Origin of the sequence: Bacillus sp. UMB0893 (assembly GCF_002858905.1) — a bacterium.
Taxonomy (GTDB): Bacteria; Bacillota; Bacilli; order Bacillales; family Bacillaceae; genus Bacillus_P.
Genome location: NZ_PKLB01000005.1, coordinates 198,509 through 217,991, shown reverse-complemented (window position 1 = coordinate 217,991; position 19,483 = coordinate 198,509). Strand labels below are relative to the sequence as shown.

Below are 19,483 nucleotides of genomic sequence, written 5' to 3'. Positions count from 1 at the left end.
GTTTGATTGGTCAAGTATTATTTCACATTAATAAGTATTGGTTTATAAAGAAGTAGCTTAATTTGTGTTTAATAATATTCAATAATCGGGGGCCTATCTGGAAGATGGGTGTTGCAAGAATATCATAGAACGATCTTCAATTAAAAGGCGAGAATGTGGAGCATTACAGGAAAAAATGATCAAATTTTTTTATGAAAGTATGACTCTATTAAATATTTTAAAGCTTGTTTTGATTAATCTTTTTTCAAAACAAGCTTTTTCTTTTTGTTCATTTATCGAAGTTATTTGGATCAATTTAATCAAACTTTATATTAAAGTAACAGTAGTGCTGTCTTTTTTGGATGAAAATTGCGTACAGCAGAGATGCCGTAATAAACATCCAAAAATATTAAAACCTTTAAACCAAAGAAAGTGAAATATTCCCTGTCATGAATTTGTTATATTAAAAATCATTAAAGGATAAAAAACGAGAGGGAACATTTAGGTGTATGGAAGGATCATTATATATCACTTAAATATGAAAACGTTCTCACATCGTTGGAATTCTTTTTCGTGGCAGTACATTTTCATATAAGGAGGTTAATAGTTTGCAAGAAATCGTTAAAAAAGAGACAAATGTTCAGTTAATTAGTGAAAAAAAGACAAGAACGAATTTTAAAAGCCATATCGAGTATATCAAAAAGAATTACTTTCTTTATTTGCTTATTGCTCCTGCTGTTATCCTTACAATCGTTTTTAAGTATATTCCCATGTATGGAGCAATTATAGCTTTTAAAGACTTCAGCCCAATAAAAGGAATCATGGGAAGTGAGTGGGCAGGACTAAAGCATTTTGACAAGTTTATAACATCACCAAACTTTGAACTGCTCTTTATGAGTACGCTTAAACTTAGTTTATTTGGTTTATTGCTGGGTTTTCCAATTCCAATCATATTGGCTTTAATGCTGAATCAATTAAGAAGAACAGCTATCAAGAAAAATATCCAGCTTATCTTATATGCTCCAAATTTTATATCTGTAGTCGTTATTGTCGGTATGCTGTTTATCTTTCTATCCCCGACAGGACCAATCAATAGCTTACTGGCATTTATTACAGGAAAGCCTGTCATGTTTATGTCAGAACCCGAATATTTCAGGTCGATCTATATATTATCCGGAATATGGCAAGCAGCGGGCTGGGCATCGATTGTCTATGTCGCAGCTTTGGCAAATGTAGACCCTGAACTGCATAATGCAGCAACAATTGATGGAGCAAATATCATTCAGCGAATGATTCATATCGATTTACCAACAATAAAACCGCTGATGGCTATTATCTTTATCTTGGGCGCAGGCGGGATTATGGCAATCGGGTTTGAAAAAGCATATTTAATGCAGACATCAATGAATTTACCAACCTCTGAGATCTTGCCGACGTATGTGTACAAAATAGGTTTGCAGGCAGGAGATTATGCTTATTCCACAGCTGTTGGCCTGTTTAATTCTGTGATCAACGTCATCTTGCTGGTTGTTGTGAATTTCGTCGTTAAGAAATTAAATGAAGGTGAAGGTTTATATTAATGGAAAGGAGTCTCCCGCATGAATATTAAGCACACCCGGATAGATCGAATTATTTTAGCTGCTAATAATGTCTTCTTATGTTTAGCGGTCTTAATTGTATTAGTTCCCTTAGTTTATGTTGTAATCGCTTCCTTCATGGATCCAACGGTGTTATTAAATCAAGGAATTTCATTTAAATTTTCAGACTGGAGTCTCGAAGGCTATAAGATGATCTTATCAAATGATGCGATGGTACGCGGTTTTATCAATGCCATTCTCTATTCTGCAGGTTTTGCAGTCATCACGGTTATTGTTTCTATTTTTGCAGCCTATCCATTATCTATAAAAGGTTTTGTCGGGAAGAATTTATTCATGACACTTTTTATCATTACGATGTTTTTTAGCGGCGGTTTAATTCCGACATACTTAGTCGTTAAAGAATTAGGGATGTTGAACACAGTATGGGCCATTTTGCTTCCTGGGGCTGTAAGTGTCTGGAATATTATTTTAGCAAGAACTTATTTTAAAGGCATTCCAATTGAATTGCATGAAGCGGCAAAAGTTGATGGCGCCTCCGATTTACTGATCTTTTTCAAGATAGTCATACCGCTTTCAAAACCGATCATTTTCGTCTTGGCATTGTATGCATTTGTAGGCCAGTGGAATTCATATTTTGACGCAATGATTTACTTGGAGGACCCTAATTTGCACCCGCTGCAGTTAGTCTTAAGGTCCATATTAATCCAAAATCAAGCAGATCCGGGTATGATCAGTGATCAATTAGCTATGGCAGAACTGGCAAGGATCTCTGAAATGATAAAATATTCAGCCATTGTTATTTCGAGTCTTCCGTTAATTGTGATGTATCCTTTCTTCCAAAAATATTTTGAAAAAGGTGTCATGGTAGGTTCATTGAAATAATGGCCAAATTAGACATAGATTTGTAAATGCTTACAAAAACCGAGGGGGTAAATGTATGAAAAATGTTAAAAAGGCAATGTTTTCTTCTGTTGCAGCATTAGTGCTAGCTGCAGGCTGCAGCAACAATAGTAAAACGGCATCTAAAGACTACGAACTGACTGAAGTTTCATTTCCGTTAAAGGAAGAGGTTTCTTTGAAATTTATGACACAAAGCTCACCGCTGGCGCCTAAAGACCCGAATGAAAAATTAATCTATAAGCGTTTAGAGGAAAAAACAGGCGTTCATATTGATTGGAAAAACTATACAAACGATTCTTTTGTTGAAAAAAGGAATCTTGCTATCGCCAGCGGAGATCTGCCTGATGCAATATTGGATGCGGGCTACAGTGACTATGACTTACTAAAACTAGCAAAAGATGAAGCGATTGTGCCTGTGGAAGAATTAATTGAAAAATATATGCCTAACTTGCAAAAAGTACTAGAGGATGCACCAGAGTATAAGGCAATGATGACAGCTCCAGATGGCCATATTTATTCATTTCCATGGATCGAGGAGCTGGGGTCTGGTAAAGAAAGTATTCATTCAGTTGATACTTTTCCTTGGATAAATGTTGAGTGGTTAAACAAATTAGGGCTGAAAATGCCGACTACAACAGAAGAACTAAAAGAAGTATTGATTGCATTTAAAACACAAGATCCAAATGGAAATGGGAAAGCGGATGAAATTCCGATGTCCTTTATTACCAATCACGGCGGAGAAGATTTATCTTTCCTGTTTGGATCGTTTGGTTTAGGCGACAACTGGGATCACACTGTTGTAAGCAACGATGGAAAAGTAACTTTTACTGCAGCGGAAGATGGATACAAAGAAGCGATTACATTCTTTAATGAATTACACAAAGAAGGTTTAATCGATATTGAAGCATTTGAACAGGATTGGAATACGTACCTTGCAAAAGGAAAAGATGAAAGGTACGGCCTTTATTTCACATGGGATAAAGCAAATATTACAGGTATGAACGATAAATATGATCTTATGAAGCCTCTTGCAGGTCCGGACGGCCACGTTAACGTAGCCAGAACAAACGGAATGGGGTTTGATAGAGGCAGAATGGTTATTACAAGCGCCAACCAAAACCTGGAGCTGACTGCAAAATGGATTGATCAATTATATGACCCGCTTCAATCTGTGCAAAACAACTGGGGTACGTATGGTGATAAAAAACAGCAAAATATATTTGAATTTGACGAAGCTGCCGGTATGTTAAAGCATTTACCTTTAGAAGGAGCAGCACCCGTTGAATTAAGACAAAAAACGAATATAGGCGGGCCGTTAGCCATTTTAGACGAATATTACGGAAAAGTGACAACGAAACCAGATGATGCTGCTTGGAGATTAAACTTAATGAAAGATGTTATGGTGCCTCACATGACTGCAGAAAATATTTATCCAAAAGTATTTTTCTCGATAGAGGAACTGGATAAACTTTCTACCATAGAAACAGATTTATTTGCTTATGTGAACAGGAAAAAAGCAGAATGGGTCACAAATGGAAAAGCAGAAGCTGAATGGGACGAATATTTAAAAGAATTAGATCGTCTAGGCTTGGAGGAATGGCTGGAAATTAAACAAACAGGATTTGAAAGAAATCAAAAATAAGAGATTATTTAAAAAGACTTAGGCTGTACATGATGTACAGCCTAATAGATTAATAGTGTTTGATCGTTTAAATTTATAGGAACGTGATTCCCTAAAAAAGGAGAACAGAAAAATGACACAAAAATTAAAAGAAAAATATCGTCCTCAATTTCATTTTTCACCAGAAAAAAATTGGATGAACGACCCTAATGGGATGGTGTTTTTTAACGATGAATATCATTTGTTTTACCAGTGCCATCCTTTTGATGCGATATGGGGTCCTATGCATTGGGGGCATGCAGTCAGTAAAGATTTAATCCATTGGGAGCATCTTCCTGTTGCGCTGTCTCCAGATAAGCACGGAACCATTTTTTCAGGAAGTGCAGTCGTTGACTGGGATAATACTTCTGGATTTTTCGACGATAAACCAGGATTGGTTGCGATTTATACGAGTCATGATATGTATCCTGGTTCTGACCGCCCTCGCCAGCGTCAAAGCCTAGCGTACAGTAAAGATGATGGAAGAACTTGGGTAAAATTTGAAGGTAATCCAGTCCTTTCAGATGTTAATATTACAGATTTCCGTGATCCTAAAGTATTTTGGCATAGTGAAACGAATAAATGGATCATGGTGTTAGCTACTGGACAATCCATCACATTTTATACATCTCCAAATTTAAAAGAATGGGAATTTGCAAGTGAATTTGGAAATCATGCAGGCTCACATGATGGAGTTTGGGAATGCCCGGATCTATTTCAATTACCAGTTGATCAGAATACGGATAATCAAAAATGGGTTTTGCTGGTTAGTATAGGAGATAACCCGGATTTAAAGGAAGGATCAAGAACACAATATTTTACCGGCAGTTTTGATGGATTGACCTTTGTAAATGATAACTATGATGAAACGGTTCTATGGCTGGATTATGGAAGGGATAATTATGCAGGTGTAAGCTGGTCTGACATTCCTTCTCATGATGGAAGAAGAATTTATATTGGCTGGATGAGCAACTGGCGTTATGCAAATCATCTTCCAACAAAAGAATGGAGAAGCGCGATGACACTTCCAAGAGTGTTATCTTTAACTTCTAGTGATAATGGAGCTCGCTTAGTTCAAAAACCTGTATCAGAAATGAGTACACTGAGAAAAGGCATCCATTCATACCATGATCTTTCAATTGAATCAAATGAACTCCAATCATTTAGTTTGAACCATCATTCAATGGAGATAAATATTGAGTTTGATAAAGGAAGTTCAAATACATTTGGTGTGATCATCAAGCATTCTGAAACAGAAAAAACAGTCATAAGTTATGACTGCTTGAAGGAAATACTCTTAGCAGACCGGACCAATTCTGGAGAAAATAGTTTTTCGTCATCCTTTCCTGCTGTACAAAAAGCTCCTTTGAAGATGAAAAACAATCGAATAAACCTTCAGCTGTTTATTGATGCTTCATCAATTGAAATATTTGCTAATGACGGTGAAGTTGCGGTTACTAGCTTAATATTCCCAAGTGAGGCATGCAAAGACCTTATTTTCTTTTCAAATGAAGGAAAAACAAATGTACCGGAATTAAAGGTAATTGAATTGAACTCAATATGGAACAGATAAAGGTTAATCGTTGTTTCCTTTAGCTCTAATCGAGTATTTGTGATTAGAGCTTTTTTAACAGGATTGTACATATTTGCGAAATTGTATTAAGAGGATGTGTGTTTAAATGAGTTCATCAGTCATTTGCATTGGAGAATTGCTTATCGATTTTTTCTGTACGGATTTGGATATTGACTTAGTTGATGGTAAGAATTTTGAAAAACAAGCAGGTGGAGCACCTGCAAATGTGTGTGCAGCAATTGTAAAGCTTGGAGGAAGTGCTGCGTTCTGCGGTAAAGTTGGAGATGATCCGTTCGGTCATTTCTTAAGGAAAACACTTGAAGGATTGAATGTTGATACATCGACGATTGTGCTGGATAAGGAACATCCAACAACGTTAGCTTTCGTATCATTAAAAGGAAATGGGGAAAGAGATTTTGTTTTTAATCGTGGTGCAGATGCATTTTTATCTGAAGAAGAACTTGATAAAGACAAACTAAAGCAATTTAATATGCTTCATTTCGGTTCAGCTACTGCTCTATTAGACGATCCGTTTCAATCTGCCTATTTAAATGCAATGAGAACAGCGAAGGAAGCTGGAAAATTCATTTCCTTCGACCCTAACTTTAGAAAAGATTTATGGGCAGGCAGAAACCAAACCTTTGTTGATTTGGTGAAAAAAGGAATGTCTTTATCAGATTTTGTAAAAGTAAGTGATGATGAATTAAAAATCATAACAGGTATGAACGATGTTACGAAGGGTGTCTCATCTCTTCATGAAATGGGTGTAAGAGCTGTAGCCGTTACTCTTGGAAAAAAAGGAACGTTCGTTTCAAATGGGCAAAACCAAGATATTGTTAAAAGCATTAAAGTTCATTCAATTGATTCTACAGGTGCTGGTGATGCCTTCGTAGGAGCAATGCTTTTCCAGCTGGGAAAAGAGGAAGATCCTAGAAGAGTGTTATCGGACTTTGAATATCTAAAAAAAATTACCTTCTTTAGTAATAAAGTAGGCGCTATGGTTTGTACAAAGGTAGGGGCAATTTCTGCGATACCAAACCTATTTGAAGCAGTTGCTGCTGAATGAAATTGATAATTCTGATATTTTGATAATGCATTGTTCTGCTGAACCAATTCATATATACTTTTGTTAACTATTTTAAATTTTTATATTCTTGTATAATTTCAGTCAAGATGGTCTGATCGTTTCTACCTGGCAGCCGCTAAAATGCCAGACTACAAGAAGGTATGAACAACTTAGATGAGAAGATGCAGATTGTATGATATGCTAATCATCGATTATCCTGCTTAGTAAAAAGGATTATCTTTGAATATAGTAATACAGCGATCGCGTATGCAGGCTCTTATTTTTTCATGCTTTCTGTCTTGCGGCTGAAGGTGCGAAAGAATAAGGGCTTTTTGGATATTATTGTAAAAGAATGAATGCCGATTAAATTCTTAACAGCCAGAGGAGAGAGACAGATGGAATTGGTAAAAGGAACAGCGCTATTATTAATAGTACTTGGATTATTTTCTTTATTCAGCTACAAAGCACCTAAGGGAATGAAGGCGATGGGAGCTCTCGCCAATGCTGCAGTTGCTGCATTTCTTGTTGAAGCCTTTCAGCGGTTTGTCGGAGGAGATCTTCTGAAGATTGAATTCCTTGGCGAAGTCGGGGATGCTGCAGGAAGCATGGGCGGTGTAGCCGCTGCTGCATTAGTTGCGCTAGCACTAGGTGTTTCACCGGTTTACGCCTTGCTGCTGGGTGTTTCATGTTCTGGACTCGGATTGCTTCCAGGTTTTTTTGCAGGTTATCTGGTGTCCTTCTTAGTAAAAATAATTGAGAAAAAAACGCCTGCGGGTTTAGATTTAATTGTGACAATTATCGTAGCTGCACCGCTTGTCCGCTTTATCGGTGAATCTGTCACTCCATTAGTGGATGCCACTTTGCTTAATATTGGCGGTATCATTACAGAAACAGCCAACAGCAATCCCATCTTGATGGGCATTATTCTTGGCGGAGTGATCACTGTTGTTGCAACTGCCCCTTTAAGTTCAATGGCTCTGACTGCGATGCTCGGATTAACAGGACTTCCAATGGCAATTGGCGCACTGGCTGTATTCGGATCTTCCTTTATGAATTATGTTCTTTTTCATCGTTTAAAATTAGGAGATAAAAGAACAAATATTGCTGTCGCAATTGAACCATTAACACAAGCTGATATTATTACGGCCAACCCAATCCCCGTTTATGTGACAAACTTTTTTGGCGGCGCAGCAGCTGGAGTAGTCGTTTCAATGTTTGGATTAGTGAACAACGCGACAGGCACAGCCACTCCTATTGCTGGATTAGCTGTTATGTATGGTTTCAATGATCCATTCAAGGTAACCATTACAGCTTTAATATGTGCACTGGCTGGAGCGATTGCAGGCTACTTGGGATCGCTGGTGTTTAAGAATTATAAAATCAAAACAGTCTCAGAAATCAGAAATGATAATGACCTTCGAAAAATAGCTTAAGGTTAAAAAATACAAGCAGAGCTTGGGGTTTATTCCCCAAGCTCTTTTCATTCTTCAATCACAATCCCCCATTTTTTGATCCGATATTGAAGACTTTGACGGCTGATGCCTACTATTTTTGCAGTTTTTGAAATGTTGAAGTGATTCTTTTTTAATGCTTCTTTAATGAAATGTATTTCAGACATTTCCATATGTTCTTTTAGGTTCATGTCAGAAATCGGTCTGTCTTGAAAAAGCGGATTGATTGTGGATTCGGCTGATACGGAGTGCTTGACCCTTGAACGGTATGGATAAGGCAAATGAATGAAACGAATCATCTCTTCATCCATGATTAGATTCATAGCTCCTTCTATCATGTGCTCCAATTCTCGAATATTTCCAGGCCAGTCATAGGCGAGGAAGGATTGAAGCACATCATCGTCCACTAGTTGTACATCCATTTGAAATAAATGATTATATTTGTCTATAAAACTTTGAACGAGAAGCGGAATATCTTCTGCTCGATCCCTTAGAGGGGGAACGAAGATTGTAACTACACTTAGCCGATAATATAAATCCTTCCTCATCCGCTGGTTTGCTATGGCATCAATTGGATCTTCATTTATAGTTGCAATGATGCGTACATCAATTGGAGTGTCTTTTGTATCCCCGATGCGCCGGATCGTTTTTTCCTGCAGGGCACGCAGCAGCTTTGACTGCAAGTTTGGGTTTAATGAGTTAATCTCATCGAGCAATAATGTTCCGCCTTCTGCTTGTTCAAATAAACCGGGGTGATCAATTGCTCCTGAAAATGCCCCTTTTTTCGTTCCGAATAAAAGACTTTCAATCAGGTTATCCGGTAAAGCTGCACAGTTTTGAGAAATAAATGGTGCAGCAGAACGGCTGCTTCCATTGTGGATGCTTTGGGCAAACAGTTCTTTTCCAGTACCTGTTTCACCAACAATGAGAACAGATGATGATGTGCGTGTTGCTCTTTTTGCATTTTCAATCACTTCTTTTATAGAAAGGCTTTCCCCGATAATGCTTTCAAATGTATACTTCGTGTTTCCTTTTCTCTTTATATTGTCTTTAATAAGCCTTTCAAGTTTTGTTATATCTTTTGCGATCTCAACAGCACCGATAATCTTACCTTGATCTTTGATAGGAAAGGTGTTGTTGATCGTTGTGATTTCCTTCCCTTTATTGTTGAAATACGTTTGCTTGACGTTTTTTGTTTCAGTACCTTTTTGCAAAGCTTGAACTAGCGTGCTGTCTTGATCTTTTGTAAACATGAAAACATCCAGCAGATTTTTATCCAGTACGTCTTGAATATCCATTGACTCAATTTGCATCATTTTATTGTTATATAAGATGGTGTGGCCCTTATCATCAATCACATGCAAACCCACATCTATTTCATCTATGATTGCTTTAAAAAATAAGTGAAGATCTTTTTTTTTCAGTTTCATATCCTATCCCCGATTCGGTTTCATTTACTCTTATTTTATTGGAAATTCAGAGAGTGTGCAAAAATATTTTGCGTTGTTGGTGCAAAAAAAAGAATCAGTGCAATGAGAATTTGCAGAAGATACCTAGAATCCCCCAGCAATTGCTTAAGAAATGATTGGCACGAAACTTGCATTCAAGAATAGTGAAGAAAAAAATAGAAGAATCGACATGACCATTCTATATAAGCATGAACAGTTTACTGATATATCAAGGAAAGAGAAATCAAACATCTATTAGAGGAGGAACGAGTATGGCAACTTTGACTAAATCTCAAGAAATGATCGAAAAAACATCTAAATATGGAGCGAATAACTATCATCCGCTTCCAATTGTGATTTCGGAAGCAGAAGGTGTTTGGGTGAAAGATCCTGAAGGCAACAAATACATGGATATGTTAAGTGCTTATTCAGCTGTGAATCAAGGACATAGACATCCGAAGATTATTAAAGCATTAAAAGATCAGGCTGATAAGATTACCCTTACATCACGGGCCTTTCATAACGACCAGCTTGCCCCATTTTATGAAAGTGTTGCAAGAATAACCGGCAAAGATATGATTTTGCCGATGAATACAGGTGCTGAAGCAGTTGAAACCGCAATTAAGGCTGCTCGACGCTGGGCTTATGATGTTAAAGGCGCTGCTTCTGATCAAGCAGAAATTATTGCGTGTATTGGGAATTTTCACGGTCGTACAATGTCAGCTGTATCCCTTTCATCAGAAGAAGAGTACAAACGCGGATTTGGCCCGATGCTGCCAGGTATTAAATTGATTCCATATGGAGATATCGAAGCCTTAAAAACAGCAATAACACCTAATACGGCAGCATTTCTAATTGAACCGATTCAAGGGGAAGCAGGGATCATCATACCGCCGGCAGGTTTCTTAAAACAAGCAGCAGAGGTTTGCAAAGAGAATCATGTTTTATTCATTGCAGATGAAATTCAATCTGGTTTAGGTCGTTCTGGAAAAACATTTGCGTGCGATTGGGAAGAAGTGAAGCCGGATATGTACATTCTTGGCAAGGCACTTGGAGGAGGCGTATTCCCGATTTCATGTGTTGCTGCAAATAAGGATATCCTTGCAGTATTCAATCCGGGATCACACGGTTCAACATTTGGAGGAAATCCGCTTGCGTGTGCGGTTTCAGTCGCTGCACTCGAAGTTCTGGAAGAAGAGGATTTAGCGGAACGATCTTTAAAGCTTGGAACGTATTTTATGGAAAAACTCTCTGAAATCAAGAATCCATTGATTAAAGAAGTGCGCGGAAGAGGGTTATTCATTGGTGTTGAACTGACGGAGGCAGCCCGTCCTTATTGTGAAAAATTAAAAGAAGAAGGGCTTTTATGCAAAGAAACACATGAAACAGTCATTCGATTTGCGCCTCCGCTTGTTATTTCAGAAGAAGATCTTGATTGGGCGATCGGCAAAATCACTCGTGTCCTGTCAAACTGAAAAATGAATCACTATTAAAACCAATTCGGGCACTTTCAGGATTAATTCAAAGGATTTGGGAAATTATTAGGTCTCGTATCAAAATAATTCGCGTGCTTTCAAAAAAATTCAACATATATGTGAACAAGTACAGTTCACAAGAAAATAGTTTTAACAATTACACACGTTAAATCACTTGAATAGCATCAATATCTAATAAAAGAGCTTGGAGGCACTCCAAGCTCTTTTATATCTTTACTTTAAACTTCAAGGCTACAATACATATGACAAGCCACGCGCCTCCTGCAGCAAATCCGGCAATCACGTCGCTTGGATAATGAACACCTAAATAAATTCTGCTGAGACCGATTAAAAACACAATGATAAGAAATGAAACCATAATGAGAAGCTTCAGGGCATTATGTTTGACCATGATCGTTAATAAGTATGCAAGAATTCCTATGAATGAAAATGAAACCATAGAGTGTCCGCTTGGAAAGCTATATCCGTCTTCTACTATAAGAGGATTTAGAGTAGGGCGATCTCTTTTAAACATCCATTTTAAAAAATAATTTAAAAGGGATGCTCCTGATACAGTCACTATTAAAAACAGCCCTTCCCGCCATTTTCGATTTATGTACAGTAAAATAAGAGCGATAGACATTCCTATCATAATCCCGGTTATTGAACCGATGGAAGTAATAGCAGACATGAATTGTCCAAGCATAGGTGTACGCAAGCCGTGGATATAATGTATGATCGGGGTGTCAAATGAGCGCAGTTCCATCTCTATGACTTCATCCGCAAATTCAATGAAAATAAAGCTAAAGGCACCAATCATTAAGATTGAATACATAATAAAGGTTTTCGAAATGGTTTCCTGTTCTTCTTTATTCATTGCAAATCTCCTAATGTATTTATTGAGAAAATACCACTATCGCTCTTAAGCCAAACATTGTCGATTGTTTTAGGTTTTAAGAAGCAGATTTTAGGAAAAAGAATATTACAATCGGAGGTGTCGCATTTGATAAAAGAACTTATGAAAAGAATTAAACTTCATGAAACAGGAGATCAGGCAGCAGTTCTGTCCCACTTCTTTTTACTTTCCTTATTTCCGCTTCTGATTTTTTTAGTTGCATTGCTGCCATACTTTAATATTGAATCAAGTACTATGGTTGATATGATTAACCAATATGCGCCGGCAGAAGTAGGCGGGATGCTGTCTGAACATTTAACAGGGTTAATCAGCGAACCTAATGGCGGGTTATTATCATTTGGTATTCTGGCAACCATTTGGTCAGCTTCGAATGCAACAAATGCACTTATCAGGTCATTAAATAAAGCATTTATTGTAGAAGAGACTCGTCCATTCTGGAAAATTCGGCTTCAGGCCGTTATCATGACAATCGGTCTTGTCATTACATTTGCCCTTACGTTGGTGCTTCCTGTGTTCGGCAGTGCTATCATAGGGTTTGTAGGGGATTATTTCTCATTTGTAAGTGAAAATGTAATCATCTTAAATGTGATGAGGTTTCTGCTATCATTTCTTATGATGTGTGCAGTGCTGATGGTTCTGTATTATTTAGCGCCTAATGAAGAAATGAGAATGAAAGATGTTTATTTTGGAGCAATTATTGCAACCATCCTCTGGCAAATTATATCACTTGGATTTGCTTTCTATGTATCACAGTTTGGGAATTTTAATGCTACATATGGAAGTCTTGGCGGTGTTATCGTCCTTATTACCTGGCTTTATTTATCAGGCTTTGCGATTTTGATTGGCGGCGAAATCAATGCAATAAAAGTTTGCGAGAGAAACGGGAAGAAGTGTGTATAACAGGAATCGAACGAAGCATTTCTTGCTGTCAAAATATTTTTAAGAAAAAACTATTGACATTAAATGTTGATTGGTGTTAAAATTAAAAATTTGATATATTTACCTCCGTGTGGTATACTGTAAAGAGATACCATATGGAGGTGGATTTTTTGTTCAAAATAGGCGACAAAATTATGTACCCAATGCATGGAGCAGGTGTAATAGAATCTATAAAAGAGATGGAGATTCAAGGGAAAAAACAGGATTACTTTGTTATTAAGCTATCAATTGGCGATCTTCAGATTATGATACCTCATCAAAAATTGAATAAGCTTGGAATTCGAGCTGTAGAAGATCGATTAAAGCTTGAAGAAGTATTGGTTGTCTTTCATGATGGAGAAACAGATGAGCTCTTGCCTTGGAAGGAACGTTATAAAACCAATATGGAAAAAATAAAATCAGGAGAAATCCAGCAGGGTGCTGAAGTAGTGCGCGACCTTATGCGAAAAAGCAATGAAAAAACATTAAACACAAGCGAGAAGCAAATGCTGAACAATGCCCGGAATATTTTTATCAGTGAACTAATTTTGATTGAAGGCTGTACGGAAAATCAGGCCAATGAGATGCTGATAACCAGTAAAATATCATAAAAACAGGTTTCCAAAATAGTGAAAGCTATTTTTTTTTTGCTTTTATTCTGTTGCAATTGAAATAGACAATGCTAAAGTTCTGCCATATGCCTTCTTTGATACTGAAATTGCTGATCGCTTCTTCTCTCCAGCTTCATATCAATACATGACACGTTCATCCAACAGCTGTAAAAGGAGCATGAGCGTGCTCCCTTTTCCTAATTCACGCCAGGGAGAGCTAATTATTTTAAACTTCACAGATGAGTGACTAACGATTATTGAGCAGAAAAAAAGAGCAGTTAGATAAACTGCTCCCTCTATTAATCATTCACTTACTTCTTACAGCTTGGTCTGAACAAGCTGCAAAGTTCTTTGGAAAGAAGGTGATTAAGTTCATTCGTGTGAAAGGAATAGTAACTCCAGGTCCCTTTTGTTTCTTTCAAAATAAGGTCTGCATCTAATAAAATTTTAAGATGATAAGATAATTTAGATTGAGGCATCTTCATCATTTCACTCAAGTCGCAGACGCATATAGATTCGTTCTGGCAGATAAGGTGGAGAATCTCTAGCCGTTTTTGGTCAGCTAATGCTTTGAATTTTTTTTCATAGAGAAGAAAGGTACTCTCCATTGATCTATATTTAAGTGACTGTTCCATAATATTCACCTTTCACCAAGGTATTCTGATATACGCCAAGTATATTCCGTTTTTTAATATTTGACAACTATTAATCAATAAAAATTGATTAATAGTATGAAGCTTGCTGAGAGACTGGATTTTCCTTTGAGCACAAAGTTAGAATGCAGGGAAAATTCTAGAAAAAAACGTTTATCGAGTGATAAACGTTTTTTTCTATTCCCAGCGGACAAATGCCTCAAGGAGAATCGAAAGAAGGATTCCCATCATAAGTCCGTTGGATAAAAGAGGGGAAATATAGACAGATAAGCTTTCAAAAATAGCTGGATCTGTGTTCATAATGCTGACCCCAAGCAAAAGGGGCGCTGCAATGCGAAAAATGGTCTTAGAATCAAAAGCGGTTCCTTGGATGCTTTTCAATGCTGTCCCAAAAAGCTGCAAGTAAGCTACAAATAGCACAGCGTTTCCGACTGTTATCGGCAAAGTGACAAGGATGGAAACAAGGGGAGGGAAAATTCCCAGTATCGTTATCAATGCTCCGCCAATGAGAAATGGTTTGCGCTTGAAAATCTGTGTGCTTTCTAAAAATCCGATTGTGGAAGTAAACGGTGCATAGGAAACGAGTCCCAGCAAAGCTGCACCGGCAGAATACGAACCTGTTAAAAAAAAGGATCTTCGAAAAGCGGAAGGATCGGGTTCTTCTTTATATAACTTAGCCGCTGCCTGAATAGAAGCAATGGTATTGCTCAGATTCATCATACCCCCAAGAAACGCAATCAGAATAATCCCCCATTCGAGATTCGGTTTTCCAAGCGGAAAGATAATGGATCCTTCTCCTGTTACAGCTTGCGCGGAACCTGCTGCAGGGAATAAAAGGAGGTATAGAATCCACCCAACGACTATCCCGAGCAGAATCGAGAAGTTTCCTAAAAAGGCATTTCCTTTTATTTTCAGAAAGCTGACAAAGAAGACAAGGGCGACAGAAAATAAGCTGACAGCAACATTCAATGTTCCATCAGGTTCAATTTTCAGCATGCCTTTAAAGAATGTAAGAATCAATTGAAACGCTAATAAGAAAAGATATACGCTAGAAACCATTGGGGTAAAGATTTTCTGTACAAACGAAGTGAGATTGAATACCGCAAGCATCATGGTCACAATTCCTGCGAGGAGAATCCCTGTTGCAATCCCCCCGCCAATTTGTTCAAAGCTCATTCCAAGAGAAGAGGCAGACATCCCAAGATTTAAAATCAGCCCCCAGATAATCCCTGAATGACCCTCCATAATAGGATACCTATGGCCAATCCAACCTTGCAGAAAACAAGCCGCACCTGTGAAAAGAAGTGAACTTCTTAAGGTGACAGCAATTTGATCCGGTGTTAATTCAAAGGCAGCTCCAATTGAAATCGGTACGACAATGGTATTTGCAAAAATAAAGAACAGCCACTGTGTCGAAGCAAGCGGCGTTGTTAAACGGGTTAGTTTTATCATTTTTTCACCTTTCTCAAATGTTCAGAATCTGCTGCTGATGTACGTCACCACCTATGGCAGAAGTGATTAAGTTATTCGGCACTAACGTTTCCTCTTCATTTATACCTAAAACGATTAGAAGCAATATAATAAACAGCACAACTGTAAATAATAGGGTTTTATGTAACAATGGGTTTCTCTCCGTTTTCTTTCGTATTCTATTATGGTATCATACGTTTAAGTATATGAAAAATATTTATATTATGAATAAATCATACTTTTTTCATATATAGGGAGTGGAAATACATATGGATATAAGACAATTAAAATATTTTATTGCAATTGCTGAAGAGGGGCAAATAACAGCAGCAGCCAATAGGCTTAGAATGGCACAGCCGCCGTTAAGTCAGCAGCTGAAGGCTATGGAGACGGAGCTTGGGTTTCTTTTGGCTGAAAGAAAGGGGAAATCACTTGAACTCACGGATGCTGGTCAGAAGCTTTATCAGCATGCATTGAGAATAACAGATGCAATGGAAGAGGCAGTGCTTGAGGTAAAAGAAGCGGGTACAGGAAAAAAAGGTAAGCTTTCAATCGGTGTAAATACTTTATCGAACTATGATTTGCCAAGACTCTTACGCACATTTCAAAAAAGATTCCCGGATGTGTCCTATAAAATTCAGCAAAATGAATCAGCACAGCTGTGCAAGCTTTTAAAGGAACGAGTCATTGATTTGGCGATTGTGAGATTGCCGCTTGAACTGAACGAATTTGATATCATTCCGTTAAAGCCGGAGCCATTTTATTTTGTAACAGCTGAGCTGTTTCATTCGAAATCATCTGCTATTACGCTGGAAGAAATTTCAGAACTTCCACTCATTATTCCCAGTACGGAAGGATTAGGTTTGTTTAACAAAATTAATACTGCCTTTATTAATAGAGGGCTTAAACCTGACATTATGTGCGAGTGTTCAGATATCTCCATTCTCTTTGATCTAGTTTCCTCCAAATTCGGATCGACAATAGTACCTGAGACGGTTGTGAAATTAAATGCGCTCTCTAATTTACAGGTTTATCTTATAAAAGACACAGAAGAGCTTGGGGAATCAGGGATCATTTCCCTGAAAAATCATTACTTGCCTAAAACGGCTCAGCATTTCATTGATCTGATTCATGAAAGGTAAAAGCTGTTATCGCAAAGCTTGTTGTTATTCGTAAGGGCTCTTTTCGTAAAGTTTGCTGCCTTTAGAGAACGGGTTAAAACCTTTAGTGGATTGCAGCGGAAATCCCCGGGTGAAATTTATTAACCACTAACATCTCAGAAAAAGCCAAGGTGAAAAATCTTAAAGGCGGAGGGATCATGATGAAAGAAATTTGGGTGAAAAATGTCGTACTTGAAACTGGGTACATTTTTGATGAACAGCAAACGGTAACAGGGACAGAAACAGGGGAATTTCATCTATGTTTAGCAAATGGAAAAATAAAAGAAATCATAACGGCAGGAAGTAAAATTGAGAATGGCGCAGAGGTATTCGATGCTAACCATACCCTTGCTTTGCCTGCATTTGCTGAAATGCATATCCATCTCGATAAAACGTACTATGGCGGGAAATGGAAAGCCCCAATACTTGCAGAAAACATTTTTTCCCGCATTGAAGAAGAACAGACACTGCTGCTCGAACAGCTTCCGTATGTAAGAGAGCGTGCAGAAAAAATTCTTGAGCTCGAGCTGATGTATGGAACTACATTTGTAAGATCACACTGTAATGTTGATCAGATAATTGGCAGTCAGCATATAGAACGCCTTCAGCAAGTATTTGAATCTTATAAGCATAAGCTTGAAGGTGAAATTGTTGCGTTCCCTCAGCATGGATTATTGCGGAGCGAAAGTGTTCAGCTTGTCAAAGAAGCCATGAGAAATGGAGCCAATTTAGTTGGGGGCGTCGATCCTGCAACAGTTGATGAAGATATCGAGAAATCTTTATCTGTTATGGTGGATATCGCAGTACAATTCAATGCAGGAATTGATCTTCATTTGCATGACAGAGGACATTTAGGCATTTTCACGATGAAACGTCTCGCCGATATGGTTGAAGATGCAAACTTGCATAAGAAAGTAACAATCAGCCATGGGTTTGGGCTTGCTGCCTTATCTGAAGGAGAAGCACTTGAGATTGCGAGCAGATTTAGCGGACTTGGAATAGATATTGCTTCAACAGCGCCGCTTGATTTTCAAATGCCGCTTTCTTTACTGAAATCACAAGGGGTGGATGTCTATCTGGGCAATGATAGCATTACAGATCATTGGGATCCATTCGGAACAGGGGACATGCTCGAAAAGGCCAATACGCTTGCACAGAGAAACCGCTGGAAAGATGAACATCGTTTAAGTCAGGCAATTGGCTATATTACAAGAGGGATTACACCGCTTTCCAAAGAAGGCATTCAAGCGTGGCCAAAGCGGGGAGTCGAAGCAAGCTTTGTCTTGGCTGATGCATCTTGTACAGCAGAAGCAGTTGCCAGAAGGTCAAAACGCAAGGCTGTATTCTATAAAGGAAATGTTGTACATGAGACATTTTCTTGCCAATGCTAAATGAAGATAATTTTATGTAAGCGTCTTGCATCTATCTGGCTTTTCAATTATTGTTTTGTGTGTACTCAAGTAAGTAAACAATTGGATTACTTCCAAAAGGAGATGCTGTAAGGAATGAATGGTATATTAGCACCTTTGTTTTTACTGGCTGGAGCGCTTTTTATGACGGCGTGTACTGCAGACTCAGGCAAAAACACTGCAGAAGGATCGTTGATGGTTAACGCCGATATTCAATTACCTTCTGAAATCAGCAAAAATGAAGAAGAAACATTTGCTGTCGCCGTCACACAGGGGAAGGAAGCCGTAGAAGACGCGTCAGGTGTTGAATTTGAAATATGGAAAGCCAAGAGCAAAGAAGACAGTGAAATGATTAAAGCTGTGCATAAAGGCAAAGGCGTCTACGAAATTAATAAAACATTCAATGAAGATGGGGTATATTTTGTTCAAACACATGTGACAGCCCGAGACCTTCACGTCATGCCGAAAAAAGAATTTATCGTAGGGGAAGTTACTGAAGAAGAGCTTAAGAAAGCAGATGAGCCAGTTAAAACTGAAGATTCCAGTAATGAACATAGTCATCATTAATAGATTGGAGCTTATCGCTCTGGTCTTTTTTTGTATTTTATTCTCTGCCATTTAGTTATTATTCAAGATAGTTGTATTAATCAAAATCGGAAAATGATAATGAAACAGAGGTTTCCGCAAATAAGAGCTGATTTTTGATAATTAAGAAGCTGAATTTGATAGTTGGAACAGGGAATTTGATAGTTGAATTAATCAAAATCGGAAATTGATAATGAAACAGAGGTTTCCGCAAATAAGAACTGATTTTTGATAATTAAGAAGCTGAATTTAATAGTTGGAACTCAGAGCTAGATAACAAACCTAATCAAAATCAAAAGCAGTAAATCCCTAATCTTTACATAGGATTAATAATTCTCAGTTACAATATTGCAAGACAATATCTAAAGTCGATATTAAGGATGTACACTTGAAAAAAATTCATCTGTGTTGCCATCTAAATACATATACACTATCGTGCGAAAAGGGAGCCTATTTACGGATCTTTTATGATTGCGGAACTGCGGAGCAAAGGTTATGAAATTGGACCAGGAACATTATATCCTTATTTGCACAATCTCGAAAAGGTGGCTTTCTTACTAAAGAAGATATTAAAGAAAATGGGAGGATCCGCAAGTATTATAGCATAGAGA

19 protein-coding genes and 1 riboswitch are annotated in these 19,483 nt (G+C 37.8%); of the genes, 14 read left to right on the top strand and 5 right to left on the bottom strand.

The genetic code is table 11. The features are described from left to right. Window positions 1-626 precede the first annotated feature (626 nt). From CYJ36_RS12855 to CYJ36_RS12830, 6 genes are all read left to right on the top strand, one after another. On the top strand, window positions 627-1,559 hold the full coding sequence (locus CYJ36_RS12855; RefSeq protein WP_224768409.1) for an ABC transporter permease: 933 nt from the start codon (window positions 627-629) through the stop codon (window positions 1,557-1,559). Between the two features lie 18 nt (window positions 1,560-1,577). Continuing rightward, window positions 1,578-2,459, top strand: coding sequence for a carbohydrate ABC transporter permease (locus CYJ36_RS12850; RefSeq protein WP_101567675.1), 882 nt, complete (start codon window positions 1,578-1,580; stop codon window positions 2,457-2,459). Between the two features lie 55 nt (window positions 2,460-2,514). Continuing rightward, complete coding sequence (locus CYJ36_RS12845) at window positions 2,515-4,119, top strand: ABC transporter substrate-binding protein (protein WP_101567674.1); 1,605 nt, start codon at window positions 2,515-2,517, stop codon at window positions 4,117-4,119. A 112-nt stretch (window positions 4,120-4,231) separates the two neighbouring features. Beyond that, window positions 4,232-5,710: a glycoside hydrolase family 32 protein gene (locus tag CYJ36_RS12840; RefSeq protein WP_101567673.1), complete on the top strand. Its 1,479-nt coding sequence runs from the start codon at window positions 4,232-4,234 to the stop codon at window positions 5,708-5,710. A 106-nt stretch (window positions 5,711-5,816) separates the two neighbouring features. Next, the gene (locus CYJ36_RS12835) at window positions 5,817-6,776 is read left to right on the top strand and encodes a carbohydrate kinase family protein (protein ID WP_101567672.1); all 960 of its coding nucleotides are present in this window, start codon (window positions 5,817-5,819) and stop codon (window positions 6,774-6,776) included. Between the two features lie 68 nt (window positions 6,777-6,844). Further along, window positions 6,845-6,948, top strand: a riboswitch (purine riboswitch). A gap of 223 nt (window positions 6,949-7,171) precedes the next feature. Beyond that, the gene (locus CYJ36_RS12830; RefSeq protein WP_101567671.1) at window positions 7,172-8,209 is read left to right on the top strand and encodes a PTS sugar transporter subunit IIC; all 1,038 of its coding nucleotides are present in this window, start codon (window positions 7,172-7,174) and stop codon (window positions 8,207-8,209) included. A gap of 47 nt (window positions 8,210-8,256) precedes the next feature. Here the strand turns inward: CYJ36_RS12830 and CYJ36_RS12825 are convergent, their stop codons facing one another. Further along, window positions 8,257-9,657 (bottom strand): sigma-54 interaction domain-containing protein, encoded by a 1,401-nt coding sequence (locus CYJ36_RS12825; protein ID WP_101567670.1) that lies wholly within the window; start codon window positions 9,655-9,657, stop codon window positions 8,257-8,259. 151 nt (window positions 9,658-9,808) lie between these two features. Here CYJ36_RS12825 and CYJ36_RS24410 point away from each other — a divergent pair, with 151 nt between their 5' ends. Further along, window positions 9,809-9,934, top strand: a complete 126-nt coding sequence (locus tag CYJ36_RS24410) for a hypothetical protein (protein ID WP_257962470.1) — start codon at window positions 9,809-9,811, stop codon at window positions 9,932-9,934. A gap of 13 nt (window positions 9,935-9,947) precedes the next feature. Next, entirely contained in the window at window positions 9,948-11,150 is a 1,203-nt protein-coding gene (locus CYJ36_RS12820) for an ornithine--oxo-acid transaminase (protein ID WP_101567669.1), read from the top strand. 226 nt (window positions 11,151-11,376) lie between these two features. On the opposite strand, the gene CYJ36_RS12815 is transcribed toward CYJ36_RS12820, so the two are convergent. Further along, a complete protein-coding gene (locus tag CYJ36_RS12815; RefSeq protein ID WP_101567668.1) occupies window positions 11,377-12,027 on the bottom strand; it encodes a phosphatase PAP2 family protein in 651 nt (216 codons plus the stop codon). A 126-nt stretch (window positions 12,028-12,153) separates the two neighbouring features. On the opposite strand from CYJ36_RS12815, the gene CYJ36_RS12810 reads away from it, so the two are divergent. Both CYJ36_RS12810 and CYJ36_RS12805 read left to right on the top strand, forming a co-directional pair. Continuing rightward, entirely contained in the window at window positions 12,154-12,966 is an 813-nt protein-coding gene (locus CYJ36_RS12810; RefSeq protein ID WP_101567667.1) for a YihY/virulence factor BrkB family protein, read from the top strand. Window positions 12,967-13,100: 134 nt separating this feature from the next. After that, window positions 13,101-13,595, top strand: a complete 495-nt coding sequence (locus CYJ36_RS12805; protein ID WP_101567666.1) for a CarD family transcriptional regulator — start codon at window positions 13,101-13,103, stop codon at window positions 13,593-13,595. 311 nt (window positions 13,596-13,906) lie between these two features. On the opposite strand, the gene CYJ36_RS12800 is transcribed toward CYJ36_RS12805, so the two are convergent. The 3 genes from CYJ36_RS12800 to CYJ36_RS23655 form a co-directional block, all read right to left on the bottom strand. Next, window positions 13,907-14,203, bottom strand: a complete 297-nt coding sequence (locus tag CYJ36_RS12800) for an ArsR/SmtB family transcription factor (protein WP_101567800.1) — start codon at window positions 14,201-14,203, stop codon at window positions 13,907-13,909. Window positions 14,204-14,425: 222 nt separating this feature from the next. Next, window positions 14,426-15,700 carry a uracil/xanthine transporter gene (locus CYJ36_RS12795; RefSeq protein WP_101567665.1) on the bottom strand — a complete coding sequence of 425 codons (1,275 nt, stop codon included), beginning with the start codon at window positions 15,698-15,700 and terminating at the stop codon, window positions 14,426-14,428. A gap of 13 nt (window positions 15,701-15,713) precedes the next feature. Continuing rightward, the gene (locus CYJ36_RS23655) at window positions 15,714-15,869 is read right to left on the bottom strand and encodes a hypothetical protein (RefSeq protein WP_180850290.1); all 156 of its coding nucleotides are present in this window, start codon (window positions 15,867-15,869) and stop codon (window positions 15,714-15,716) included. 118 nt (window positions 15,870-15,987) lie between these two features. On the opposite strand from CYJ36_RS23655, the gene CYJ36_RS12790 reads away from it, so the two are divergent. The 4 genes from CYJ36_RS12790 to CYJ36_RS12775 all read left to right on the top strand — a co-directional run bounded on the left by CYJ36_RS12790 (window position 15,988) and on the right by CYJ36_RS12775 (window position 19,480). After that, window positions 15,988-16,860, top strand: coding sequence for a LysR family transcriptional regulator (locus CYJ36_RS12790; RefSeq protein WP_101567664.1), 873 nt, complete (start codon window positions 15,988-15,990; stop codon window positions 16,858-16,860). 179 nt (window positions 16,861-17,039) lie between these two features. Then, the gene (locus CYJ36_RS12785; RefSeq protein WP_101567663.1) at window positions 17,040-18,269 is read left to right on the top strand and encodes an amidohydrolase; all 1,230 of its coding nucleotides are present in this window, start codon (window positions 17,040-17,042) and stop codon (window positions 18,267-18,269) included. A 114-nt stretch (window positions 18,270-18,383) separates the two neighbouring features. Beyond that, window positions 18,384-18,854: a FixH family protein gene (locus tag CYJ36_RS12780; protein ID WP_101567662.1), complete on the top strand. Its 471-nt coding sequence runs from the start codon at window positions 18,384-18,386 to the stop codon at window positions 18,852-18,854. 437 nt (window positions 18,855-19,291) lie between these two features. Next, entirely contained in the window at window positions 19,292-19,480 is a 189-nt protein-coding gene (locus CYJ36_RS12775) for a helix-turn-helix transcriptional regulator (RefSeq protein ID WP_374702809.1), read from the top strand. Window positions 19,481-19,483 lie beyond the last annotated feature (3 nt).